This window comes from Nocardia sp. NPDC058058, from assembly GCF_042885355.1.
GTDB lineage: Bacteria > Actinomycetota > Actinomycetes > Mycobacteriales > Mycobacteriaceae > Nocardia.
Genome location: NZ_JBHVSA010000001.1, coordinates 2,367,787 through 2,389,049 on the forward strand (window position 1 = coordinate 2,367,787; position 21,263 = coordinate 2,389,049).

General features: G+C 65.4%; 22 protein-coding genes. 4 read left to right on the forward strand and 18 right to left on the reverse strand.

From position 1 onward, the window contains the following. Positions 1-234: 234 nt before the first annotated feature. Positions 235-936, forward strand: coding sequence for a transcriptional repressor LexA (lexA, locus tag ACFVUS_RS10835; RefSeq protein ID WP_387765489.1), 702 nt, complete (start codon positions 235-237; stop codon positions 934-936). A 76-nt stretch (positions 937-1,012) separates the two neighbouring features. On the opposite strand, the gene ACFVUS_RS10840 is transcribed toward lexA, so the two are convergent. From ACFVUS_RS10840 to ACFVUS_RS10925, 18 genes are all read right to left on the reverse strand, one after another. Next, on the reverse strand, positions 1,013-1,474 hold the full coding sequence (locus tag ACFVUS_RS10840; RefSeq protein WP_387763760.1) for a DUF2231 domain-containing protein: 462 nt from the start codon (positions 1,472-1,474) through the stop codon (positions 1,013-1,015). A gap of 110 nt (positions 1,475-1,584) precedes the next feature. Further along, the gene (locus ACFVUS_RS10845) at positions 1,585-2,220 is read right to left on the reverse strand and encodes a hypothetical protein (RefSeq protein ID WP_387763762.1); all 636 of its coding nucleotides are present in this window, start codon (positions 2,218-2,220) and stop codon (positions 1,585-1,587) included. 162 nt (positions 2,221-2,382) lie between these two features. Then, positions 2,383-4,050, reverse strand: coding sequence for an alpha/beta hydrolase (locus ACFVUS_RS10850; protein WP_387763763.1), 1,668 nt, complete (start codon positions 4,048-4,050; stop codon positions 2,383-2,385). Positions 4,051-4,108: 58 nt separating this feature from the next. Next, on the reverse strand, positions 4,109-4,441 hold the full coding sequence (locus tag ACFVUS_RS10855) for a hypothetical protein (RefSeq protein WP_387763766.1): 333 nt from the start codon (positions 4,439-4,441) through the stop codon (positions 4,109-4,111). Between the two features lie 166 nt (positions 4,442-4,607). Further along, positions 4,608-5,555, reverse strand: a complete 948-nt coding sequence (locus tag ACFVUS_RS10860; RefSeq protein WP_387765491.1) for an acyl-ACP desaturase — start codon at positions 5,553-5,555, stop codon at positions 4,608-4,610. A gap of 110 nt (positions 5,556-5,665) precedes the next feature. Next, positions 5,666-6,757 carry an alpha/beta hydrolase gene (locus ACFVUS_RS10865; RefSeq protein WP_387763768.1) on the reverse strand — a complete coding sequence of 364 codons (1,092 nt, stop codon included), beginning with the start codon at positions 6,755-6,757 and terminating at the stop codon, positions 5,666-5,668. A 116-nt stretch (positions 6,758-6,873) separates the two neighbouring features. Continuing rightward, a complete protein-coding gene (locus ACFVUS_RS10870) occupies positions 6,874-7,734 on the reverse strand; it encodes a hypothetical protein (protein ID WP_387763771.1) in 861 nt (286 codons plus the stop codon). Positions 7,735-7,752: 18 nt separating this feature from the next. Next, positions 7,753-8,385, reverse strand: a complete 633-nt coding sequence (locus ACFVUS_RS10875; protein ID WP_387763774.1) for a hypothetical protein — start codon at positions 8,383-8,385, stop codon at positions 7,753-7,755. A gap of 12 nt (positions 8,386-8,397) precedes the next feature. Beyond that, positions 8,398-9,027, reverse strand: a complete 630-nt coding sequence (locus ACFVUS_RS10880; RefSeq protein WP_387763777.1) for a hypothetical protein — start codon at positions 9,025-9,027, stop codon at positions 8,398-8,400. An 11-nt stretch (positions 9,028-9,038) separates the two neighbouring features. After that, a complete protein-coding gene (locus ACFVUS_RS10885) occupies positions 9,039-9,992 on the reverse strand; it encodes an MlaD family protein (RefSeq protein ID WP_387763780.1) in 954 nt (317 codons plus the stop codon). Further along, positions 9,989-11,143, reverse strand: a complete 1,155-nt coding sequence (locus tag ACFVUS_RS10890; protein WP_387763783.1) for an MlaD family protein — start codon at positions 11,141-11,143, stop codon at positions 9,989-9,991. Before ACFVUS_RS10890 ends, ACFVUS_RS10885 begins: the two co-directional genes overlap by 4 nt. Positions 11,144-11,148: 5 nt before the next feature. Next, positions 11,149-12,318 carry an MlaD family protein gene (locus ACFVUS_RS10895; RefSeq protein ID WP_387763786.1) on the reverse strand — a complete coding sequence of 390 codons (1,170 nt, stop codon included), beginning with the start codon at positions 12,316-12,318 and terminating at the stop codon, positions 11,149-11,151. Between the two features lie 2 nt (positions 12,319-12,320). Next, positions 12,321-13,364 carry an MCE family protein gene (locus ACFVUS_RS10900; RefSeq protein ID WP_387763789.1) on the reverse strand — a complete coding sequence of 348 codons (1,044 nt, stop codon included), beginning with the start codon at positions 13,362-13,364 and terminating at the stop codon, positions 12,321-12,323. Further along, on the reverse strand, positions 13,361-14,365 hold the full coding sequence (locus tag ACFVUS_RS10905; protein ID WP_387763792.1) for an MlaD family protein: 1,005 nt from the start codon (positions 14,363-14,365) through the stop codon (positions 13,361-13,363). Before ACFVUS_RS10905 ends, ACFVUS_RS10900 begins: the two co-directional genes overlap by 4 nt. Beyond that, on the reverse strand, positions 14,362-15,513 hold the full coding sequence (locus ACFVUS_RS10910; protein ID WP_387763795.1) for an MlaD family protein: 1,152 nt from the start codon (positions 15,511-15,513) through the stop codon (positions 14,362-14,364). Before ACFVUS_RS10910 ends, ACFVUS_RS10905 begins: the two co-directional genes overlap by 4 nt. 2 nt (positions 15,514-15,515) lie before the next feature. Further along, a complete protein-coding gene (locus ACFVUS_RS10915; RefSeq protein ID WP_387763798.1) occupies positions 15,516-16,376 on the reverse strand; it encodes an ABC transporter permease in 861 nt (286 codons plus the stop codon). Then, complete coding sequence (locus ACFVUS_RS10920; protein WP_387763801.1) at positions 16,377-17,276, reverse strand: MlaE family ABC transporter permease; 900 nt, start codon at positions 17,274-17,276, stop codon at positions 16,377-16,379. 85 nt (positions 17,277-17,361) lie between these two features. Next, on the reverse strand, positions 17,362-17,997 hold the full coding sequence (locus tag ACFVUS_RS10925; protein ID WP_387763804.1) for a hypothetical protein: 636 nt from the start codon (positions 17,995-17,997) through the stop codon (positions 17,362-17,364). An 84-nt stretch (positions 17,998-18,081) separates the two neighbouring features. On the opposite strand from ACFVUS_RS10925, the gene ACFVUS_RS10930 reads away from it, so the two are divergent. From ACFVUS_RS10930 to ACFVUS_RS10940, 3 genes are all read left to right on the forward strand, one after another. Next, entirely contained in the window at positions 18,082-18,609 is a 528-nt protein-coding gene (locus tag ACFVUS_RS10930; protein ID WP_387763807.1) for a hypothetical protein, read from the forward strand. Positions 18,610-18,706: 97 nt separating this feature from the next. Beyond that, complete coding sequence (locus tag ACFVUS_RS10935; RefSeq protein WP_387763810.1) at positions 18,707-20,830, forward strand: MMPL family transporter; 2,124 nt, start codon at positions 18,707-18,709, stop codon at positions 20,828-20,830. After that, on the forward strand, positions 20,827-21,231 hold the full coding sequence (locus tag ACFVUS_RS10940) for a hypothetical protein (RefSeq protein ID WP_387763813.1): 405 nt from the start codon (positions 20,827-20,829) through the stop codon (positions 21,229-21,231). The genes ACFVUS_RS10935 and ACFVUS_RS10940 overlap by 4 nt, the downstream gene beginning before the upstream one ends. The last annotated feature ends 32 nt before the right edge of the window (positions 21,232-21,263 follow it).

The following is a 21,263-nucleotide window of genomic DNA, read 5'->3' on the forward strand; positions in this document are numbered from 1 at the left end:
TGATGTTCGAATTTCTACCACGTTCGACCGACAATGTCGCGTATTCGCGCGACATGCGTCGAACAGATGTTTGATCAGCCGCGAGTCTCGGTCTACAGTCGAGGCACGAGATCTCCGGACGTGCGGCGCGAGTCGCCTCGGAGGCCAATTCCGGTGAGACACAGCGGTGAACGGAGGACTGCGGCGGTGAGCGAACACGGCGCTGTGGAGGGTGACAACGGTCCAGCCGACCAGATCGGGGATGGAGCCGAAGCATCCGGTACGGGGACGGATCTCACCGTCCGCCAGCGCAAGGTGCTAGAGGTCATCCGTAGCTCGGTGAGCGACCGCGGTTATCCCCCCAGCATTCGGGAGATCGGTGACGCCGTCGGCCTCACCTCGACCTCCTCGGTGGCGCATCAGCTACGCGCCCTGGAACGCAAGGGCTATCTGCGCCGGGATCCGAACAGACCCCGGGCGGTCGATGTGCGCGGGCTGGACGAGACCGCATTGCGCGCCAGTTCCGGTGTGGCGCAGTTGCGTTCGGTCACCACCGAATCGGACGGTACGGGCGATCACCCGATCCCCACCTATGTGCCGGTACTGGGCCGGATCGCGGCCGGTGGTCCGATACTGGCCGAGCAGGCGGTGGAGGATGTGTTCCCGCTGCCGCGCGAATTGGTCGGTGAGGGTTCACTGTTCCTGTTGAAGGTCGTCGGTCAGTCCATGATCGAAGCCGCCATCTGCGATGGCGACTGGGTGGTCGTGCGCCAGCAGAATGTGGCCGACAACGGCGATATCGTCGCCGCCATGATCGACGGTGAGGCCACCGTGAAGACCTTCAAGCGCACCGGTTCCCAGGTGTTGCTGATGCCGCACAACCCGCTGTTCGAGCCGATTCCGGGCAATGACGCCCAGATTCTCGGCAAAGTCGTCACGGTCATCCGCAAGGTCTGACCGTGCCGGGTTGCCGTGACCCGGCGCCCGCCCGCAGACCGGGCGCCGGGTCACGACAATCTCGGATGCGACGGGTTCAACTCCCGACGCCGGTCCACACCGCGCGAGCTCCCGAGTCGCCGACCCGATAGGTCTGCACCATGGCCGCCGATCCGGCCGCCACCGCGAGCACCGCCACCGCGACGAGCAGCGCTCGTCCCAGCGGTTTGCCGCGTCCCTCACGCACCTGTGCCAGCACCAGTAGTGCCGCTGTAATCAGCAGGGGGACAACGAAATACAGCATCTGCCCGCCCAGGTGAGCGTGCTGATCGATCCGTGGCGGTGAGCCCAGTCGCTTTTGCAGCCACTCGCCCGCCTCGATGGTCAACGGCGTCAGCGCCGTCACCAGCGCCGCGAGCGCGGCGGTCGGCCAGATGAAACGCCTTCTGGCCGCGGGCCATACCCCGCATACGATCAGCAGTACCGCGGTCAGCGGTACCAGGACGACAATGCCGTGCACGAGTAGTACGTGCACGGGCAGGCCGTGAAATGTCCACATATTCCGGCACCCTCGATTCGCGATCCGCTGGTACCAGAACCACGTATCGGGACCGAATGCGGTTCGGCCGCGGCCTCACCCCTCGGATGCGCGCGCCCGATGGCGCGGAATCAGAACTGTTCGCTGGGTGCGGGTACGTCCTCGACCGGGCGGATCGGCTCGCGAGTCATACGCTCGGTCGGGGCGGAGGTCTCCAACCGCGAGATGAGCATGGTGGTTTCCAGGTCGGCGGGCCGTTCGGGGACCGCCGAGAGCAGTACGGTCTGTTCGTTCGCGCTCGGCGGGGTCGGTTCCGGCGGCGGGACCGGGCGCAGGAAGCCCAGCATTTCGTACTGCGCGCCGATGGTCATGGCGGCCGAGGTCTTGTCCTGGGAGATGAAGCCCTGATTAGGGCCGATGACCCGGCGCAGCGATTCCAGCCAACGGTGATCCAGCACCCGGCAGTCCGCCCAGGGGAAGTACTCGAGGCCGGTGCGGAGGTAGAAGCGGTCGCCGATCCGGCCCAGGCGCAGCAACTCCAGCAACCAGGCATCGATGCGATTGGGCTGGGCATTGCGGTAGATCCGGGTGAAGGGTTCGACGGTTGCCGCGGCGAACTCCCCGAAGGAGTTCAGCAACTCTGCCGGAAACTCATCGACCCTGACAAAACCGACCACATCAAGACCCTGCAACTGCTCCGGAAGTTGCGCGGCAAGCCTGCGCTCGTCATGCAGTTTGAACTTCCTGTTGATGTCCTCGGTGCGCATTTGTCTCCGATTTCCCGCCTCTACTGCCGGGAACCCTAGCATGAACCCAACCGTTTCAAACCAAGTTGGTCAGCTGGCCAATTCATGCTTTACTCGCACCTCCGCTATGTACCCGCAACCCATTTGCGCGCTGCGCTCGACGGTGTTCGTGGTCGAGAGCGATCAGGGGCGATAGCGCCCGGCAATGATTTCGCCCTGGGTGCGCAATGCCGGATTCGCGGTATCCCAATAGTTGCCGTGCGCCCACGGATCGATCGGGAGTTCGCGCAGTAACGGCAGGTCGAGCGTCGCCCCCGAGGAGCCGAAAACCGTTGCGCCGAAATCGGGATCGGTCGGATCGACCCCGTGGACGAAATGGCCGAGTTTCGGAATCGGGTCGGCCGGATCCGCCGTTGCGAAGACGTGCTCGCGATTGTGCGCGGGATCGACGCCGTCCAAACGCAATTCGACGGCGCGATCGACTTCCACGCCCGGACTGCCCACGAAGATCACATTGTCGGCCGCGATGGAATTGCCGTGACTGGCGGCCACACCAATTAACGTACTGCCGTAACTGTGCCCGATAACGGTGTTATTGGCGGGCATCGCATCATGGGTCGCGCGCAAACCGTTCTCGAACAGATCCAGTGCGGGAGCGCCGTCCTCGGCGTAGCCATCGTCGAGCGCGCTGCCAAGCACGGGCGGCGCGGCATAGCCGTACCAGGCGATCACCGACGTGCGCTCCGCCCGATCGGCCCGGCCGGCCGCATCGAGCAATGCTCGCGCCCGGACCACGCCCGTACCGATGCCGGCCAGCGGTGAGGCGGTGCCGGGCACGAAGGTCGCGATATTGCTCGCGGCATCCGGATTGTTCAGGGCGATCGCGCCCCGTCCGCGATCGTCTACGCCGAGCAGAAATCTCGGCGGGCCACCGGATTCGATGTGCGCGGCAGCGACGGTCACCGCCGTGTAGTCCGCGAGCCGGGCGCGAATCCGCTGCCGCTGCTCCTCCCACCGCCACAGCACATGCCAGTCGTGCGCGGTATCCGGCAGGTTCGTACGGTCGGCCCAGCCCGGATGCAGGGCGTCGATCGCGCTCAATTCGGCCGTCGCGGCGGTACGCAATCGGCCCAGATCGACGCGATTGTAGAAATCGCGCGCCACCGCGGGCAGCCCGTCCCGATTCCCGATCAGCGGATCGAACGCGAACAGCGCGTCCTGATCGGCTGGCGAGAGCGAATCCCACAGCTGCGCAAGCGCTTCCGGATCCTCGGGCAGGAAGGCGTTCCCGTCGAGGATCGCCCGCACCCGCTCATCCATCGCCCCGCCCCGCGGATCCGCGCGCAGCGCGACCAATGCCGACACCGCGGCGACGAGTCGAGCCCCGATCCGCTCATCGGTCTCCCCCGCCACGTCGAGCAACGGCGTCAGCCGGGCATGCAGTGCCGCCGCCTTCGCCTCGAAGCACGCCTGCAATACGAGATCCAAAGCGGCATTACCGGTATTGGCCTGCGGCGCGGTGACGCTCCCATCCTCACCGACCACGCACCCGTTGGCGGCGGCATCGCTCTCGATCTCACGAACCAGCGCACAGACATGCGCGAGCGCGGCAGTGTCGGCGAGCGCATCGGCGATATCGGCAATGGCCGCGCCAATATGGTTGGCGCTCAGCTGCGCCGCCATCGCACGCAGTTCTCCCGCGGTGGCCGCCGCACCCCGCCACCCGAGAACAGTCGCATCAACCTGTCGCCCGACCTCGTGCATAGCCGCGACACACCGCAGATTCGCCTCGACCACGGCATCACTCGCCACTCCAGCGACATCCGGGTGCCAGCCCCGAACCTGCGACATCGTGACTCGCGCCAATTCCCTCCCTCCTCACCGACCAATATTTGAACGGGTGATCGAGCTAGGGCGATCCGCGCATGTAGCTGTCGAGTTGGGAGCCGAGCGCGGCGTCCACTTCCTCGTAGGACTTCACGCCGTGCTCGACCACGCCCGATAGCGCGGTCAGGCGTTCGGCGAGTTCGCGTAGCGCTGCCGCGATGGGGGCACCCGCTCCGGCGGCGGCTGTGCCGATGGCGGAATTCGGCATGGCCGGGCCGACTTTCGCGATCAGGTCGACCGGATCGATCGCGGCGATGGTCTCGGCCTCCACGCGGACGGCGGCTGCCATGGCGCGCAGTGCGTCCAGGTCGGCGCGCAGTAGATCCCCCATGAGCTCCCCTTCGTCGAAGCTCAACGATAGGACTCGAACCTCGGCCGCGGACTGGCGAAACCGATTATGTGGATAAACAGTTCGCTATCCACAGGGTGGGGCGATGGTGGTTCGTCGGTCGAGGGGGTACTTGATTCGCGCGTGGATCCCGGCCAAAAGCACGCCGGGATGACGGGGGGGGGGACGGTGTCTAGACCGATTCGCGGTCGCGGCGGGCGGCTTCGCGGGCCAGGGAGCGGTCGCGTTGTTCTTCGAAGCGGATCACGTCCTTGGCCAGTTGGTCGAGGTGGGTGGCCAGTTCCTCGCGGATGCGGTCGCCGCGGGGGGTGAAATCGGTGCGGTCGAAGATGTTCCATTTGCGTAGGACGGGGAGGAGGACCTCGTCCAGGTGCTGGCGGAGGTCGTAGATGCCGTGTTTGGCGAGCAGGACGCTGTTGCGGCGGAAGTCGGGCATGCCCGCGCCGGGCATTTTGAAGTTGAGGATGACTGCCGCGATCGCTTCGAGGGCGTCGTCGGGGACCAGGTCCAGGGCCGCGGCGCAGATATTGCGGTAGAAGACCATGTGCAGGTTCTCGTCGGTGGCGATGCGCGAGAGCAGGCGATCGGCGATCGGATCATCGCAGACCTTGCCGGTATTGCGATGTGAGACCCGGGTGGCCAGCTCCTGGAAGGTCACATAGGCGACGCCGGGCAGGACGCTGTGATCGCCGGTGCCGGTGGGGTCGTCGACACCCTGGCCCATGCAGATCATGCGGGCGTTCTCCAGTGCGACGGGGTCGACGCCGCGGGTCACGACCAGGTAGTCGCGGATGGCGATGCCGTGCCGGTTCTCCTCGGCGGTCCAGCGGTCCACCCAGGTGCGCCAGGCGCGGTCGCGGGAGAAGGAATCGGAGATCAGCCGGTGGTAGGAGGGCAGATTGTCCTCGGTGAGCAGGTTGGTGATCATGGCGGCGCGGGCGAGCGGGCTGAGCTTGGATTGCTCGGGATCCCAATCGATTCCGCCCATGGCGGCGAAATTGCGGCCTTCGTCCCAGGGCACGTAATCGTGCGGATGCCAGGCTTTGGCCAGCGATAGGTGCCGGTTGAGATTGTCCTCCGCCACCGGCTCGAGTTCACGCAATAGATCCTGCGAGGTCATGGATTTGCCCACGGTCGTGGTCCTGTCTTTTCCCGTTGACGGCCGAATCCCTTGTCCGCGAGCCTACCCGGATCGGGCGTGGGCGCCAGGTACGGCGAACAAGACGACCGTTATGTAGCCATCCGCCGTCGAAATATCCGATCCCGCAGCCGCGGTCGCGGCGCGAGCCAGGCCGATACCTCACCGTGCACGACACGCTGATTGAATTCACCGATCTCCCGAATCGCGGCCCGCGCGTCCGGGAGAATATCGGCGGCCGCGTGGAATACGTGAATCGCTCTGTCCCACACCTGAACCCGGCATTCTACACCCGCCTCGGCGCAGCACCGAGCGAGTTGATCGGCATCGGCGCGCAACACTTCGGTGGAGCCGACCTGAATCAGCACCGGCGGCAGACCGGTGAAATCGCGATTGACCGGGGAGAGCATCGGATCCAGTTTGCCGTCCACCGCGATACCCCAGGAGGCCGGAATCGCCAGCGCCTCGGCCGAAAGCAAGGGATCGATCGCATTGTTCGGGTGCGTGAGCTTCTCGGTGGAGTCCAGATTCGCCCACGGGGCGATGGCGACAATGCCGCCCGGGATGGGCAGCCCGCGATTACGCGCCTCCAGCGCCGTGGTGAAGGCCAGGCCGCCGCCCGCCGAATCACCGGCGAAGATAATGCGTTCCGGTTCGAAGCCTTCGTCCAGCAGATATTGATACGCGCGGACCGCGTCCTCGATGGTCTCGGTGAGGTGCGCCCACGGCATCTGCCGGTAATCCACATTCAGCAGCGGCATCCCGCTCTCGCGGGCAATGCGCGCCACGATCCGCCGATGGGAATTGAGCCCGCCCGCGATGAAGACGCCGCCGTGGAAGTAGAGGATCGCGGCATCCTGAACACGCTGCGGGTCAACGGTATTGGCATTCCACACCCATTCGGCGCGGAATCGGTCGAACGCCACCGCTCGCCGCCGGGTACCGCGCGGCGGAACCAGCACCCGCGCCAGCGGATCGGCCAGCTCGACGGGTGCGAATATCGCGGTCCGGCCGTGCACCGGCCGCAGTCGACTCAACCACACGAGGCCGTTCACTCCGCGCCGAAGCGTGTTGTACGACAACGGATGTGCGATACGCAACGGCAAGCTCGCGGGCCCGCACATCTCGATGGTGACCGTATCCACCGTTCGGTCGCCTCCGGCACCCCTGGTCTGCGCGGTCATCAACGACTCCTCCACAACGAACGCACCCGGCGTCGATGCCGGACACTCTCGCCAGATTACATTGTCTCAGACAGTTGGTCGAGCGCGGATCGCGCGCCACCGACCGATCCGCCGCACTACTTCGCCGGGCCGGGCTGGGCGGCAGGCAATCCCGCCAGGGCACCGTCCTGACCCGCACCGGTCTTGCTGCCGATGTCCTTGTACCCGAACACCTTCCATTGGCCGCCCACCTTCATCAGGTCGACGTACTCGGTCACCGATCCGGTGGTCGGCGCGGCCTGCCCGGGCGCTTTGCCGGTCAGCTTCACCACCGCGAGCATCCGGATCAGGGTGTCGTTCTGGCTGATCACCGCCGCATCGGACACCACGCCGGTCATGCTCGCATCGGATTCCGCGAGCAGACTCAACAGCGCCTTGGTCTGGCGCACCTGCTCCTTCAGGGTGTCCGTGGTGGCACCGGTCATGGCCGCGTTCCACTTGGCCATACCCTTATCGTTCACCGCGTCCACCGTGTAGGCCGTGGCCAGGAAATCACCGCCGACCTTCAATGCCGCCGCCTGATCCGCCGCCTGCCCATCCGCCGCCGCGACACCGTGCCGCAGCCCGTCTCGCGCATCGGCGAAATGCCATGCGCCGAAACCCAATCCACCGGTCAGCAGCAGAACCACCGCTGCCACACCGAGCACGGCGGGGAGACCGACCCGATCCCCGATGCGAATCCGCCCACGCCTGGATGGGGCACTTGCCGCAACCTCGACCGCCCCGGCACCGACCTCGGCTTCATCGTCAACTGACACCGCGCTCCCGGAATCACCCTGCGGCGCAGCCGATAACCGCGCACTCGCGCCGGGTATCTCGTCGCGATCGGCCAGGCCGTCCACCGGGATCGGCGAATCCGGCACTGCTCGCGATGCGGCAGTCGGCTCGCCCGCTGCAGACTCGGTTGCCGAGGTCGGCGGGTTCTCTGCTGTCGTCATGGAATTCGTTCCTTCGCCTCAGCGCGGCGTCTGGTCGGGTGTGGGTGCGGGCGCGGGCGGTGCGGCCGGGGTGGGTGGGAGGCCACCGGCCGGGCCGTAGCTGGAGACCTTCCAGTCGCCGTTGATCTTGCGCAGGTCGACCAGGGCGGAGCTGTAGGTGGTGCCGGGGTCTTTGGCGTCCGGGTCGGTGCGGCCGGTGGATTCGATGACGGCGAGCAGGGTTACGGCGTCATCGTGTTGGGCGACGACACCGACGTCCTGCACCGTGCTCGCCATTTCGAGGTGGGCCTTGACGAGTTTGTCCAGCACCGTGCGCCATTGGGCGAGCTGGTCGTGCATGGAGTCGGTGGTGCTCGCGACCACCGCGCTGTCCCAGCGGTCCAGACTGGCGTCGTTGACGGTGAACATGGTGGTGAGGAAGGTCGATCCGGCCTTGGTCGCGGCGTCTCGGTCCGCGGCGCGGGACTGCGAGACGCTCACCCGATCGGCTGCCTCATCGCGCGCGAGTGCGAGGTAGCCGCAGGCGGCAGCGCTGCCGCCCAGCACTATCGCCGCGGCGGTACTCGCGGCGACGACGCGCCGCTTGGTCAACTCGATCCGCCGGTCGCGCCAGGATCGTTGGCCAACTGGCTTTTTCGGTGTGTCCTTCATGCTGTCGGACTCCTAACGCGGCGGTGCGGGGGCGGTGGTGGGGACGACCGGGGGTTGGGTAGCGGACAGATCGGCGCGCAGGGCCTGATCACCGCGCCCGGAGTCGACCGCCTTCCAGCTGCCGCTGTCGCGCGAAAGCTGTACCCAGACCGCCGAAGTCGTCTTCACCGGGTCGGGGGTCTGGAAGTTCTGAGTGCTCTCGTCGATGCGCGCGATCACCCGCACCCCGTCGCCCTGCCGCACGGTGCACGCCGCGTCGGAGACGGTGGCGGTCTTGCGCAGCTTCCCGGCCTTGATCAGCTCGGTATTGTCCTGTGCCACTTTGGGAGTGGCGAAGTAGTCATGTACCGGACCGGCGGTGAGGGCGGCCATGCCGACCGTCCAGTCGTCCGGCTTGCGATAGTCGAAGTTATTGGCCGCCAAGAGGAAATCGGTTCCGGCCTTGATGGCGGCGGTACAGTCGGCTTCCCGGTGCCGATAGTCGGCGAGGGTGTTCTCCAATGCGTCGTTCCGGCCGGACAGCTCCCAGTTCCGGTACGACATCACCCCCACCGTCGCCACCACCAGCAGCAACCCGGCCACCAGCCCGAGTACGGGAATCGGAATTCCCTGCTCGCTCCATTGTTTCCAGCGCGAACGCATTATTTCCCCATCTAGTGCGGTATGTCGACGAGCACCCGGAAGCCCTTGCCGTCCGGGAAGGCGGCGAGCAGCCCGTCCATGGTCTTGTTCAGATCCACGTACGAGTTCTCCACCGGATCGAGCAGATACGGCCGCAGCACCTCGAGCGCCGGACCGCCCTTGCCGATGAGCGTGGTCAGATACGCCATCAGCCGCTGACCGAGCGCGATGAACGGAATCACCTGCTGCCCACCGCTTTCCTCGGTGATATCGATGAGCTGATCGAGCAGCACCGGCAGTTCCGGCAGCAGGGTGCGCCCGAGCCGGTCGGCACTCGAGCGCAGCAGTTCGAGCTTCTGCCCCGACGATTCCGAGGCGGCCCCGGCCAGGAACCCCACCAGTCGCTGAATGAGTTCCCGGTTCTGCCGCAGCGTGGTCGCGAACATGCCGCCGGAGTCGACCAGCTTCTCGATGCTCGGCCCGACATCCTCAATGGCGACATCCGCGCCCTGCAGGATGGTGTTGATGGCCTCCGGATCGATCTGCGCCAGCACCGATTGCACCCCGCCCAGCGCGCGGGCGATGGTGAGCGGCTGCACCACCTGCCCGGACGGCACCACTCCCCCGTCCGGAAAATACGGCCCCGCAGTGGATTTGGGCGCGAAGTTGATGTACTGCTCGCCGACCGCGGACAGATTCGCCACGGTCACCTGGGAATCCATCCCGATGCGATAGTCGGATTTCACCGAAAGCCGGGCCAGCACACCGCCTTCGGATTTCGCCAGCGTGACCACCTTGCCGACCTGGAGGCCGTTCAGGGTCACCGGCGAGGTCTGCATCAGACCGCCGGAACTGGGCAGCAGCACCGAAAGCGAATAGGTGCGCGCCCCGGGCCGGAATCCGAAGACCCCGTAGGTCAGGTAGAGCGTGGCGCTCACCGCCATGAGCACCATGGCCAGCGCGGACACCAGTAGTTTGCGAGTCATCGCACCAGCCCCACCAATTTCAGTATCGGATTCACCCGATCGCGGAACGCCTGATCATTGGCCGCGATGATGCGGGCATCGGCCTCCGGATCACCGGTGAGCAGTTCCGGCGCGGTACGCGGCGCGATATCGGTGATCACCAGCGAGGGCAGACCGCGCGCGGACAGGAATGGCACGATCTTGTTCTGTAGCAGCGCATCGACCGCGGCCAGCGTGCGCGGCACCTCATTGGGCGTGGCGATTATCGCCTGCGCCAACGGGGTCCACACATCCAGGAATCGGTTGATGCGATCCACCCGCTTGCCGACCTGCGGATTGGCCTTGTCGACCAGGATGTCACCGGCGTACGCGGCCAACTCGCTGATGGAATCGACGAAGTACATGATGTCGGGCAGCACCTGCTGTACCACACCCAACAGCACCGGGGCCTGATCGAACACGAAGCGCCACACGTCTTCCGCCTGTCGGAAGGTGTCCAGCGCCGCGGTCGCGTTGTTCAGGATCGCACTCAACTGCCCCGTGCTCGCCCCCATGCGCTCGATGGTCACCGAGAACTTGGCCATGAATTCCCGGAAGTCCCCGGTATCGGCCGGGAACGCCTGATTCACGCTGGTGACGAAGCTCTGCACGAACGGGACATTGCCGCCGGTGACCCAGCTGACCACCGCGGTCATGTACTGCTCGACGCTGGTGGCCTGTTTGGTCTGGGTGATCGGAATGACACTGCCCTGCGACAGCATCCGCCCCGAATTGCGTTGCGGGATGCTCAGTTTGACGAAGGTGTCACCGAACAGCGTCTGCTGCGCCATTTCCACCGTGGTCTCGGCGGGCAGGTGCACATCCCGGTCGATGGCCAGTACGGCCGTCGGCTGATAGTAGGGCTGCTGATCCGCGGCGAGTTCGGGCACATGGGCGTCGGGTCGCGGTCGCACGGTGACCGATTCGACGATGCCGACCTGCGCGCCGTTCAACTCCACCTTGGTTTTGAGCGGCAGTGACAGCACATTGCCGAACTCGACCCGCACCTGATAGGTGGGTTTGCCGTAGCGGGTGCCCGGCAGCGGCATATCCAGCGGCCGCACCGCGCATCCGCCCACCGAGATCACCGTGAGCAGCCCGAGAAGCACCGCATACCAACGCTTTCCACGCATGCTCCTCACCTCCCACCGGCGGCCGAGAGCAGCAGCTGCACCAGCCCGAAGTCGACGGTGTCGCCCGGCCCGAAATTTCGATCGCACTGTGCGAACCACGGTTTGGCCATGGCGCACACATCGCGCGCGAGCGCGGGATCGATTCGAAAGCTCGGCGGCACGTATTGCAGCCGTCCGGCGCCGAGGTTCTGATCGAAGAGGTTGGCCGCACCCTGCAGGGCGGGTGGCACATCCTTCAGCAGATCCACGAATCCCTGTGTGTGCCCGAGTATCTGGAAGATCACCGGCATGGCCCCGTCCAGCCCGAGCATGATCAGCTTGCCCCATTTGTAGACCAGCAGATTGGCGATCGGCGGCACCCAGACGGCGATATCGGAGATGATGCGCACCAGATCCGGCCCGATGCGATTGACGATATTCAGCGCGTCGGTGCTCGCGTCCAGCAGGAAGTCACCGTCGCTCACCCCCTGATCGAGGTTCTCGCTGATCTTGCGGAACTCCTTGAGAATCGCGCCCATCAGGTAGTTCGCCCCGGCCGCGGAATCGCCGAGGATATCGGAGATATTGCGAATGGCCCCGTTCAGCGGCACCGCGCTGTCGTGCACCTGCTGGGCGATCCGTTTCAGCGAATCCCCCAGCACGGGGGGTTCCTGCTGCTGGAGCGGAGCGTCGTGCGGTTTCCCGGTGAGATCCTCGGACAGGTTCGCCACCGCCCGCATGGCCTCGGTGAATCCGACCGGAGTCTTGGTGCGCTCCCTGGGAATACACCCGCGATAGTCGAAGGTGCCGCCACCGCTGTAGGCCGGTCCGAGTTCGACACGACGGTCGGTGACAATGGAATTGGCGATGGTGACCGCGCCGAGCTGCTGTGGCAGCCGCACCTTGCGATCGACGGTCATGCGCACCCGCACACCGTCGGCCTGCGGTTCGATGGCGGTCACGGTGCCGACCTGAATGCCGAGCATGGTGACCTTATTGCCTTTGTACAGTCCGACCGCGTCGCGGAAATCGGCGCAGACCGCGAGCGGTTGGTAGGAGCTGTCGTAATACTGTTTGCCGGTCACGACGACCACGAGCCCCATGATCAGCGCGACCACACCGACGCCGGCCCCGATACGCCCCCGGCGCGAACGCGGCACGATGCGACCTCGGAACGCGCCCAATGGATTTCGCATACTCAGCACCCCGGCTTCCCGGCCGGGCACAGCGGTGTATCGGTGATGGTGGCCCCCGAATGATCGATGCGGACGTACGGGTTGTCGCTGTTCTTGGCGAACCATTCGAGCAGTCGCGCCAGGTTCTGGTTCATGCCCGCGAGCGCGTCTTTGTTGTGCACCAGATCCGCGACGCTCTTGTCGAGCGAGTCGTACAGCGGTTCCAGCGCCGGTCCCAACTGGTTGTCGGCGAAGGCGAAAACCGGTGTGACGTAGTCGAATGCGCGCCGAATCTGGGCCACCAGAGTGACCAGGCCGTCCCGGTTGGCCGCGACCATTCGATACAGGTCCAGCACATGATTTCCGGCGAGCTGGAGCCGGTCCACCTTGTTCATCAGCATTTCCAGATAGCCCTTGGCCACGTCGAGCGCCCGGGCGAATTCGGCCCGTCGCTGTACGACGATGGCCGATAAACTGTTGACGCTGTTGAGGATTCCGTTCAGCGCCGCGGGCTGCTGTTCGAACGCACCGGACAGTTTCGAAATGGACTCGCGCAGTTTCCCGGCGTCCAGTGCCGCCAGCGAGGGGGTGATGTCCTCCATGGCGGCGGTCAGATCGTAGGGCGTGCGGGTGTGCTCGCGCGGAATGATCTTGCCCGCGGCGGTATCCGGCCCGGCGGGCTCCACCGACAGGTAGCGCCCGCCGATCGGGGTGAGCAGTTTGACCACGATGCGGGAATCGACCCCGACACGCACCTTGCTGTCCAGGCCGAAGTCGATTTCGGCGTGATCGCCGACCAGGGTCACCGAGCGCACCTTGCCCAGCGAGATCCCGGCGACGCGCACGTCGTCGCCGCTGCGGACATCACCGGAATTCTTGAACTCGGCGCGATAGACGGTCTCGCCGAACGGGATGACGAACGCCCCGACCGCGGCGACCAGCGCCGCTACCGTCACCAGGATCGCCGCGATCCCGATCCGGAACTCGAATCGCGTCTGTGCGACAGCACTTCGAACGGTCAAGCGCGGCAGCTGGATTCGCGGCACCTTGATTCGCGGCAACTTCATTTGCACGCCCCCATTCGGTCGACGCCCATGAGGATGGTGGTCGGAATCGGCAGGCCGCTCAGACAACTCCAGGTCTCCCCCGACTTCGGTTCCAGCGTCAGACTGTTCAGCGTCTGCGCGGCCAGCGGTACCGCCTCCAGGGTCTGCCGGATGAAACTCACCATGTCCGGTCCCAGCAGCGAGTTGTAGAGCCGATCCATGCCCGGGAAATTGTCGTAGTAGATCCCGGCCAGCCGATCCAGCAGTGGAATCGCGGCGTTCAATCCCGGAATCGCCTTGTCGACAAGGTTTTTCAGCGTGTCCAGCTTGCCGTACAGCTGATCGACCACACCGAGCAGCTGGTCGATCATGGAGTCGATCTTGGGCGACTGACCCTCGAATCTATTGAGCAGTCCGGAGAGATTGTCGGCCAGCAGGGTCACCACCGGTTCCTGACTGGAGGCCACCGCGAGGATCTGATTCAGGTTGTCCAGCACCGGCCCGAGCCCGCGCCCGTCACCGGAGACCACCAGCAGCAGATTCTCCAGGAACTTGTCCACCGATCCGGAGGACAGCGTGTCGAAGATGGGCCGCACCGCGTCGAAAAGCTCGGAGATATCGAAGGATCCGTGCGTGCGGGCGATGGGTATGACCGATCCGGGCGGAATCTTATTGCCGGGAGCCACTTTCTGCTGCACGGCCAGATAGCGATCACCGACGAGCGAGGAGAACAGCACGGCGACTTCGGTGTTGTCGTACACCTCCTGCCCCTCGGCGACATTGAACCGCACGTAGGCGACGACACCGTCGAGCGCGATATCGGTCACCTTGCCGACCTGCACGCCGGCCATCCGCACGTCCGAGCCCTTCTTGAGCCCCGACACATCGGAGATCTGCGCGGCGTATTCGCGCACCTGCGCCTTGACCGGGGTTTGTAGCGCGGTCCAGATCATCGCGCCCATGAACGCGATGACCACGGCGACGACAATGAGCCGAATGGCCGCTGAGCGAACCGGTTTCATCGATCACCACCCGGTGCGGGTACGCCGAACAGGCCCGGCGGAATCGGCAGCCCGGGAATCTGCGACAGTCCGGGGATGAGCGGCGGAGCCGCCGGCACGGTCTGCGGTCCGGCCGCGACCACCTTGGGATCGCCGCCGAGATACGGCAGACCCGCGAGCAAGAGTTGCACCTGAAGCGAAACCGTCCCATCCGGATTGGTGACGAAGGCCCGGTCGATCTGATCGAGCAATTGCGGTAGCCGGGTGTAGAAACCGGTAAGTCCGCCGGTGGCGCCGGTGATCGGAGTGAGCCCGCTGAGAATGGCGTCGACGACCTGGGTGAAGCCCGGCTGCGGGAAGATCTTGATGGCATCGCCGATGACCTTGCCGACCAGGGTGACGATCGCCTCCAGGTCCGCGTGCCGCTCGGTCAGGAACGCGATGCGCGCGGATTGCGCGCGGAAGATCTCCAGCGCACCGCGCGCCACGTTCACCAGATCCTCGCTATTGCGCGCCGCTTCGCGCAGTCCGGGTCTGGGGTCGACGCCGACCAGGATGTCGTCGCCCACCTTGATGCGCCCGATATCGATGGCGGTGGCGATCATCTTGCCGATGCCGTCGGCGCTGCCCTCGAAATTGAGCACCTTGCCGATGCGCCCCACCGGACCGGTGTCGATCTTGCCGAATTGTTCGCCCACCATCCGGATCACCGAGGTGACGGTGACGGTCTGCGAATCCCGCGGCAGCGTGATGGTCGCGCCGTTGTGCAGCGGCTTACCGCGCGGACCGAGGTAGAACAGTTCCAGCGCGGTCATACCGAGGGTGTTGGAGGAGACGAAGCGCGCGCACACATTGTCGGCCAGGAACTCCGCGTTCTCCGGCGTCACCGACAGCTGCACGAATTGGCTTTGCGCACCGCGGGTTTCGACCTTGGCGACCTGGCCGATGCGCAGCCCGTCCATCTTGACGTCCGCACCCTCGACAATGCCCTCGCCGACCTGTTCGGCCTCGATGTTCACGGTGAACGCGGCGGTGAATCCGCCCTTGATGTAGGTGGTGAAGACCAGGGTCGCCACCATCAGCACCGCGCCGCCGATCAGGCCGGTGAGCAGTAGCTGCCAGGTCTTGGGTCCGCGCCCGTTGATGGCCTGAAACTTGGCTGTTCCCATGGCTATCCCGTAATTCGGATATCGCTGACGAACATGCCCCACAGCGCGGTGGTGAGCGTCAGATCCAGCACGATGATGAGCACCAGGCTGGCGCGAATGGCACGGCCCGACGCGACGCCGACACCCTCCGGCCCGCCCGAGGCGTAGAAGCCGTAGTAGGAGTGCACCAGGATCACCACGACGACGAAGACGATCGCCTTGAACAGCGACAGGAAGATGTCCTTCGGGTTCAGGAAGGCCTGGAAGTAGTGGTCGTAGGTGCCGCCCGCCTGCCCGTGCACCACCTTGATGAAGAACGCCGTCGCGAAATAGCTGGCCGCCAGCGAGGCCAGGTACACCGGGACCACGATCAGCACGCCCGCGATGACCCGGGTGGTCACCACGAACGGAATCGGTTCCACCGCGGTGGCTTCCAAGGCGTCGATCTCCTCGGAGATGCGCATGGAACCGATTTCGGCGGTGATGCGGCAACCCGCCTGTGCCGCGAAGGCGATGGCGGCGATGAGCGGGGCGAGTTCGCGGGTATTGGCGAACGAGGAGATGAAGCCGGTGAGCGGTCCCATGGCCAGCATGTCCAGCAGCCGGAAGGCCTCGATGCCGATGACGGCACCGGACATCAGGCCCATGAACAGCACCACGCCGACCGTGCCGCCGCCGACGATGACCCGGCCGTTGCCCCAGCCGATATCCATGAAGACCACGCCGATCTGGCGGCGATAGCGATGCAGGGTGCGCGGTACGGCCCGCAGCACGTGATAGGCGAAGGCGAATTGATGCCCCAATCCCACGATCGGGGTGAGGGTGTCGCCCGCGCGCTGTATCGAACGTTCGCCCAGCGCACGGTATTTCGATGGCAGAACCATTCAGATCCCCAAATTATCCGGAAACCAGATCGTCAGCAGCTGGGTGATGAGCACATTCGCGGCGAATGTGGTCATGACGCCGAGCACGACGGTGGCATTCACGCAATCGGCCACGCCTTTGGGGCCGCCGGAAGCCTCGAATCCGCGCTGGCTCGCCACCAGCACCACGAGAATTCCGAAAATGACTGTTTTGACGACGGCGATGAGCAGATCGGTGGTGCTGGCGAAGGCCGCGAAGGAATTGAAGAACGCGCCGGGCACGCCGCCCTGCACCAGGGTCATCATGTAAATGGTCGACATGCCGACGAACACCACGAGAATGCACATGAGCGGGCCGACGATGAACATGGCCGCCAAGCGCGGGGCCACCAGGCGATGATTGGGATTGATGCCCAGCGTGCGAATCGCGTCGATCTCCTCGCGAATCTTGCGCGCGCCGAGGTCGGCGGCGACCGCGGCCCCCACCGCACCGCCCATGAGAATGCCCGAAATCATCGGGGCCGCTTGCCGAATCACGCCCAGGCCACCGGCCGCGCCGGCCTGTGAGGTGGCTCCGACCTGCGCGGCGAGCGAACCCGCTTGAATCTGGATGATCGCCCCGAGCGGTACCGAAATGAGAATCGCGGGCCAGCCGGACACGCTCATCATGAACCAGGCCTGGGTGAGTGTTTCGCGCCAGGGATGGTTCAGTTTGATCGCATCGCGCACCAGGCCGTAGAGCGAATCCACGGTCAGCAGCACCAGTCGACCGAAGGTGCCGATCGAACCGAGCAAGGTATTCCACGCCCACAGCGCCAAACTCACCAGGGGTCGCAGAATGGGCGGAACCGCTTCCCGGACTGCGAGTCCGGGCACGGTCGCCAATTCACCGGATTGCTCCGCGCTTTCCACGGGCTGCATAAGTGAAACCTCCCCGCCACACCGTCTGAGACAATCTAGCCGAAGCGAACCGCGCTGTCCGCGAATTGAGCAATTCCGTACCGGACTACGGCATCCACCACTCGACCACCGGCTGCACCACGGGATTTCCGTCACCGCGCACAATGGTCAATACACTCTGGGTCAGTTCAATGGACAGTCCCCCGCCCGATCCGAACCATCCGCCACCGCGCGCGGTGATGCCGATGCGAATGGGCGTCCCGGTCGCCAATTCGTATGCCTTGAAAGTGGATCCGCACACCACGAAGAGCGTGTCCGCGGTACTGCCGACCGCACCGGCCCGCACCCACTCGTCACAGCGCGCCGATACACCGTCGCCGCCGTACCAGCCGTAGTGGTCGGCACTGCGATTGGCGAAGTTCGGCAGGGCGCTCGACGGCGCCGCGGTGTATGCGGCGCTATCGGGGACCTGCGGTGGAATCGCCTCGGGCGGTAGCACTTCGCGCGGCGCGCTGGTGGTGACCGCCCGGGTGGACGGCAGCACCGCGGTACTGCTCACGACGGGAGCCCGAGCGACCACGACAATCGGCGGTGGCGCGCCCTCATGGGCCCGGAACCACACCGCCGCACCACTTCCGGCGGCGATCAGCACCGCCGATATCAGCAGGCCCGAGGCGTACGCGAATGCCGACTCCCGCGGCCTGCGCAAGCTGCCCACCAACCCCTCCTCGAAAAATGACATCTACCGACTGAGACAGTTGTTAGCATACTGTGACTCAGGACCCATCAGAGCACAAATTGCGATCACCGTCACATCGGAGGGGACATGAAAGTTCGTATGGGAAGGGCACTCTCGCTGGCAGCTGCCGTCACGGCACTGTCTCTGACACTCATCGGCTGCGGCTCGGGGAATGTTCGCAGCAGCGATGTCACCATTACCGTCGCACCCACCAGCACCGCCGGCACCACCGCCAAAGGCGCACTCCCGGACCCGCTCACCGCCGATCAGCTGAACACCAAATTGCAGGATCTGTTCGGCAAGGGCCGTCAGGTCACCGATGATCAGCGGTTGTCCGTGGTGGCCGGTGGCGAGAAGTTCCGCAATGATCTGCCCGAATTGCAGAAAGCCATGTCGGAGAACCCGAATGCCAAGTTCGGCGTGGTCAGTGGATCGGTGGCGCTCAACGGCGATGTGCTCGAGGCCGAGTTCTGGCTGGACAAGGACGGCAATGGCAATCGCCGCTCGGCACCGCTGAATCTGTCACCGTCCAACGGGGAGTGGAAGATTCCGGTCAGCGAGATCTGCGGGATCCTGGCCCAGACCGACTACAAGTCGCCCGCCTGCGCCTCCTGAGCACGGGCATTCGAGGGGAGAGGCGAATATGTTCGGATGGCTGGGGCGATGGACATATCACGCCAGATATACCGTAATCGCGGGATTCATTGCGCTGATGGGGATTTCGGGACTGTACGGCTTCGGATATCAGGACAGGCTGACCGCGCAGGGCTTCTTCGACGACACCAGCGCATCGGTGGTGGGCACGAAACTGGCCGATGACACCTTCGGGCGTGATTTCGACGGTGATGTGATCGCGCTCTACACCGCACCGCCCGGCAGGCATATCACCGATCCCGAACTGGAGGCCGCCGGACGCGATCTGACCCGGAAGTTGTTGACCGACTATCGAACTCAGATCAAGGATGTCAGCGGGTACTGGAACGGTAGCCTGGGCAAGACCCGCTTCATCGACGAATCCAAGACCCGCGCCTTCCTGAGCATCGGATTGCAGGGCAGCGGCGATCAGGACAGCGTCGACTTCTATCACCAGATCCAGGACAGGCTTTCGATACCGGGGCTGGAGGTGCGGATCGCCGGGCGGGTACCGGTCGCCGACGCGGTCGGGCTGACCATGCAGGCCGATATCGCGCGCATGCATCTGATCGCGTTGCCGCTGGTGGCGATCGTACTGTTCGTCGTCTTCGGTGGTGCGGTCGCGGCCGCGCTGCCGCTGATCATCGGCGGGCTCACCATCGCGGGCGCGTGGGGCGTGATGAAGCTGCTCACCCTGTTCATGCCCGTGCACCAATTCGCCGACGCGGTGATCTCACTGATCGGCCTGGGCCTGGCCATCGACTACGGACTGTTCATGGTGAGCCGCTTCCGGGAGGAGATCGCCGCGGGCGGATCCACCGAAGCGGCCGTGCGCATTACGGTGTCGACGGCCGGGCGCACGATCGTGTTCTCCGCGACCATCATCGTGGTGTGCGTCGCGGGGGTGCTCATCTTCCCGATGACATTCCTGCGCTCGGTCGCCCTGGGGGCGCTCACCGCGGTGATACTGGCCGCGCTGCTGTCGATCACGGTGTTGCCCGCGCTGCTCGGCGTATTGGGAAAACGGGTGGACGCCTTCGGATTACAGCGCTTCTCCCGCACCCGGACGGCCGAACAGATCGATGCCTCGTTCTGGTCGCGCCTGGCCACCTGGGCGATGAAACGCCCCCGGCTGCTGGCGTATCCGATCATGCTGGTGCTGCTCGCGCTGATCCTGCCGTTCCTGCACGCGCAATACGCCGGGCTGACCGAAAAGTACCTGCCACCGGGCAATGAAACCCGTTCCGCGCAGCAGAGTTTCGACGCCCTCTTCCCGACCGAACGGGTATCGCCGATCAAGCTGGTGATCGAGGGCGCGGACCGGGGCACGCTGTCCGCCATCGTCGCGGCCGCGAACCGGATCCCCGGGCGCACCGCCGATTTCGAGAAGCCGTTCTCCAATGGCGTGGCCAAGGAGGGCGTCAACGTCAAGGTCTACACCTCCGGGCTGGCCGATCCGGGCAATGCCGATGCGGTGATCGCCGGATTGCGCGCCATCACACCGCCCGACGGCGTGACCATGTACGTGACGGGTCTGCCCGTCCTGGAACGGGATTCGATACACGGCGTGATCGACCGGCTGCCCTGGCTGCTGATCATTCTGGTGCTGGCGTCGTTCATCATGATGTTCCTAGCCTTCGGCTCGTTCGTACTGCCGCTCAAGGCCGTGGCGGTGAGCGCGCTGAGCCTGACCGCGACCCTGGGCTTCCTGTCGTTCGTGTTCTACGACGGGCACGGCGCGACCCTGCTGAACTTCACCCCGCAACCGCTCAGCTTCCCGGTGCTGGTGGTCATCATCGCGATCATCTTCGGGCTGTCCACCGACTACGAGATCTTCCTGATGTCGCGAATGGCCGAGGCGCGGGCGCGGGGCGCGGGCACCACCGAATCCATTCGGTACGGCACCGCGCACACCGGCGGCATCATCACCGCCGCCGCGCTGGTGCTGATCGTGGTGACCGGGGCGTTCGGGCTCTCGGATCTGGTGCTCATGAAATACATCGCCTACGGGATGATCGTGGCACTGGTATTGGACGCCACGGTGATTCGCATGCTGCTGGTGCCGGCGATCATGACGCTGCTCGGCGATCGCTGCTGGTGGGCTCCCGCGTGGGCGAAGCGACTGCACGCGCGAATCGGGCTCGCCGAGTTCGAGACCGGCCCGGAGCCGGTGCGGCCCGCTACCACGGAGGTCGCGGTATGACACCCCGCATGTCGACGGCGCTGGTCGCGGGCCTGCTGCTGGCGGGAATGTCCGCACCGGCCGGAGCCCAGCCGGAGACACTCGCGCAGATCGACTGTTCGGCAAGTCATCGGAACGGTCCGATCCTGGAAGTCCGCTGCGCCAACGCCGATTCACAGCCGGGCACGGTGGATCTGATGTACGTGTGCAGTACGCCCCTGGACTTCGACCGCCGGATCGTGTTCAACGAGCCCGGAATTCCGATCGGCGGCGGGGCGACGCTACGTCTGACCAGGGACTGCGGACCGGATCAGGTGGTGTTCACGTATCAGCTGTGGGCGCTCACCCGGGGTCAACTCGACGACCAGGCGGCTCGACAGGATCAGATCCGCGCGCGGCGGGATCGGGCCGCCGGACGCTAGCTCGCCACCCGCTTCCTTTTGCGGTGCCAAAC

Coding starts and splice junctions, on each gene's coding strand:
- ACFVUS_RS10840 (WP_387763760.1), bottom strand. CDS start 1,474: ATGTGGACATTTCACGGCCTGCCCGTGCACGTACTACTCGTGCACGGC.
- ACFVUS_RS10845 (WP_387763762.1), bottom strand. CDS start 2,220: ATGCGCACCGAGGACATCAACAGGAAGTTCAAACTGCATGACGAGCGC.
- ACFVUS_RS10850 (WP_387763763.1), bottom strand. CDS start 4,050: ATGTCGCAGGTTCGGGGCTGGCACCCGGATGTCGCTGGAGTGGCGAGT.
- ACFVUS_RS10860 (WP_387765491.1), bottom strand. CDS start 5,555: ATGACCTCGCAGGATCTATTGCGTGAACTCGAGCCGGTGGCGGAGGAC.
- ACFVUS_RS10865 (WP_387763768.1), bottom strand. CDS start 6,757: ATGACCGCGCAGACCAGGGGTGCCGGAGGCGACCGAACGGTGGATACG.
- ACFVUS_RS10870 (WP_387763771.1), bottom strand. CDS start 7,734: ATGACGACAGCAGAGAACCCGCCGACCTCGGCAACCGAGTCTGCAGCG.
- ACFVUS_RS10875 (WP_387763774.1), bottom strand. CDS start 8,385: ATGAAGGACACACCGAAAAAGCCAGTTGGCCAACGATCCTGGCGCGAC.
- ACFVUS_RS10880 (WP_387763777.1), bottom strand. CDS start 9,027: ATGCGTTCGCGCTGGAAACAATGGAGCGAGCAGGGAATTCCGATTCCC.
- ACFVUS_RS10885 (WP_387763780.1), bottom strand. CDS start 9,992: ATGACTCGCAAACTACTGGTGTCCGCGCTGGCCATGGTGCTCATGGCG.
- ACFVUS_RS10890 (WP_387763783.1), bottom strand. CDS start 11,143: ATGCGTGGAAAGCGTTGGTATGCGGTGCTTCTCGGGCTGCTCACGGTG.
- ACFVUS_RS10895 (WP_387763786.1), bottom strand. CDS start 12,318: ATGCGAAATCCATTGGGCGCGTTCCGAGGTCGCATCGTGCCGCGTTCG.
- ACFVUS_RS10900 (WP_387763789.1), bottom strand. CDS start 13,364: ATGAAGTTGCCGCGAATCAAGGTGCCGCGAATCCAGCTGCCGCGCTTG.
- ACFVUS_RS10905 (WP_387763792.1), bottom strand. CDS start 14,365: ATGAAACCGGTTCGCTCAGCGGCCATTCGGCTCATTGTCGTCGCCGTG.
- ACFVUS_RS10910 (WP_387763795.1), bottom strand. CDS start 15,513: ATGGGAACAGCCAAGTTTCAGGCCATCAACGGGCGCGGACCCAAGACC.
- ACFVUS_RS10915 (WP_387763798.1), bottom strand. CDS start 16,376: ATGGTTCTGCCATCGAAATACCGTGCGCTGGGCGAACGTTCGATACAG.
- ACFVUS_RS10920 (WP_387763801.1), bottom strand. CDS start 17,276: ATGCAGCCCGTGGAAAGCGCGGAGCAATCCGGTGAATTGGCGACCGTG.
- ACFVUS_RS10925 (WP_387763804.1), bottom strand. CDS start 17,997: ATGTCATTTTTCGAGGAGGGGTTGGTGGGCAGCTTGCGCAGGCCGCGG.
- ACFVUS_RS10930 (WP_387763807.1), top strand. CDS start 18,082: ATGAAAGTTCGTATGGGAAGGGCACTCTCGCTGGCAGCTGCCGTCACG.
- ACFVUS_RS10935 (WP_387763810.1), top strand. CDS start 18,707: ATGGGGATTTCGGGACTGTACGGCTTCGGATATCAGGACAGGCTGACC.
- ACFVUS_RS10940 (WP_387763813.1), top strand. CDS start 20,827: ATGACACCCCGCATGTCGACGGCGCTGGTCGCGGGCCTGCTGCTGGCG.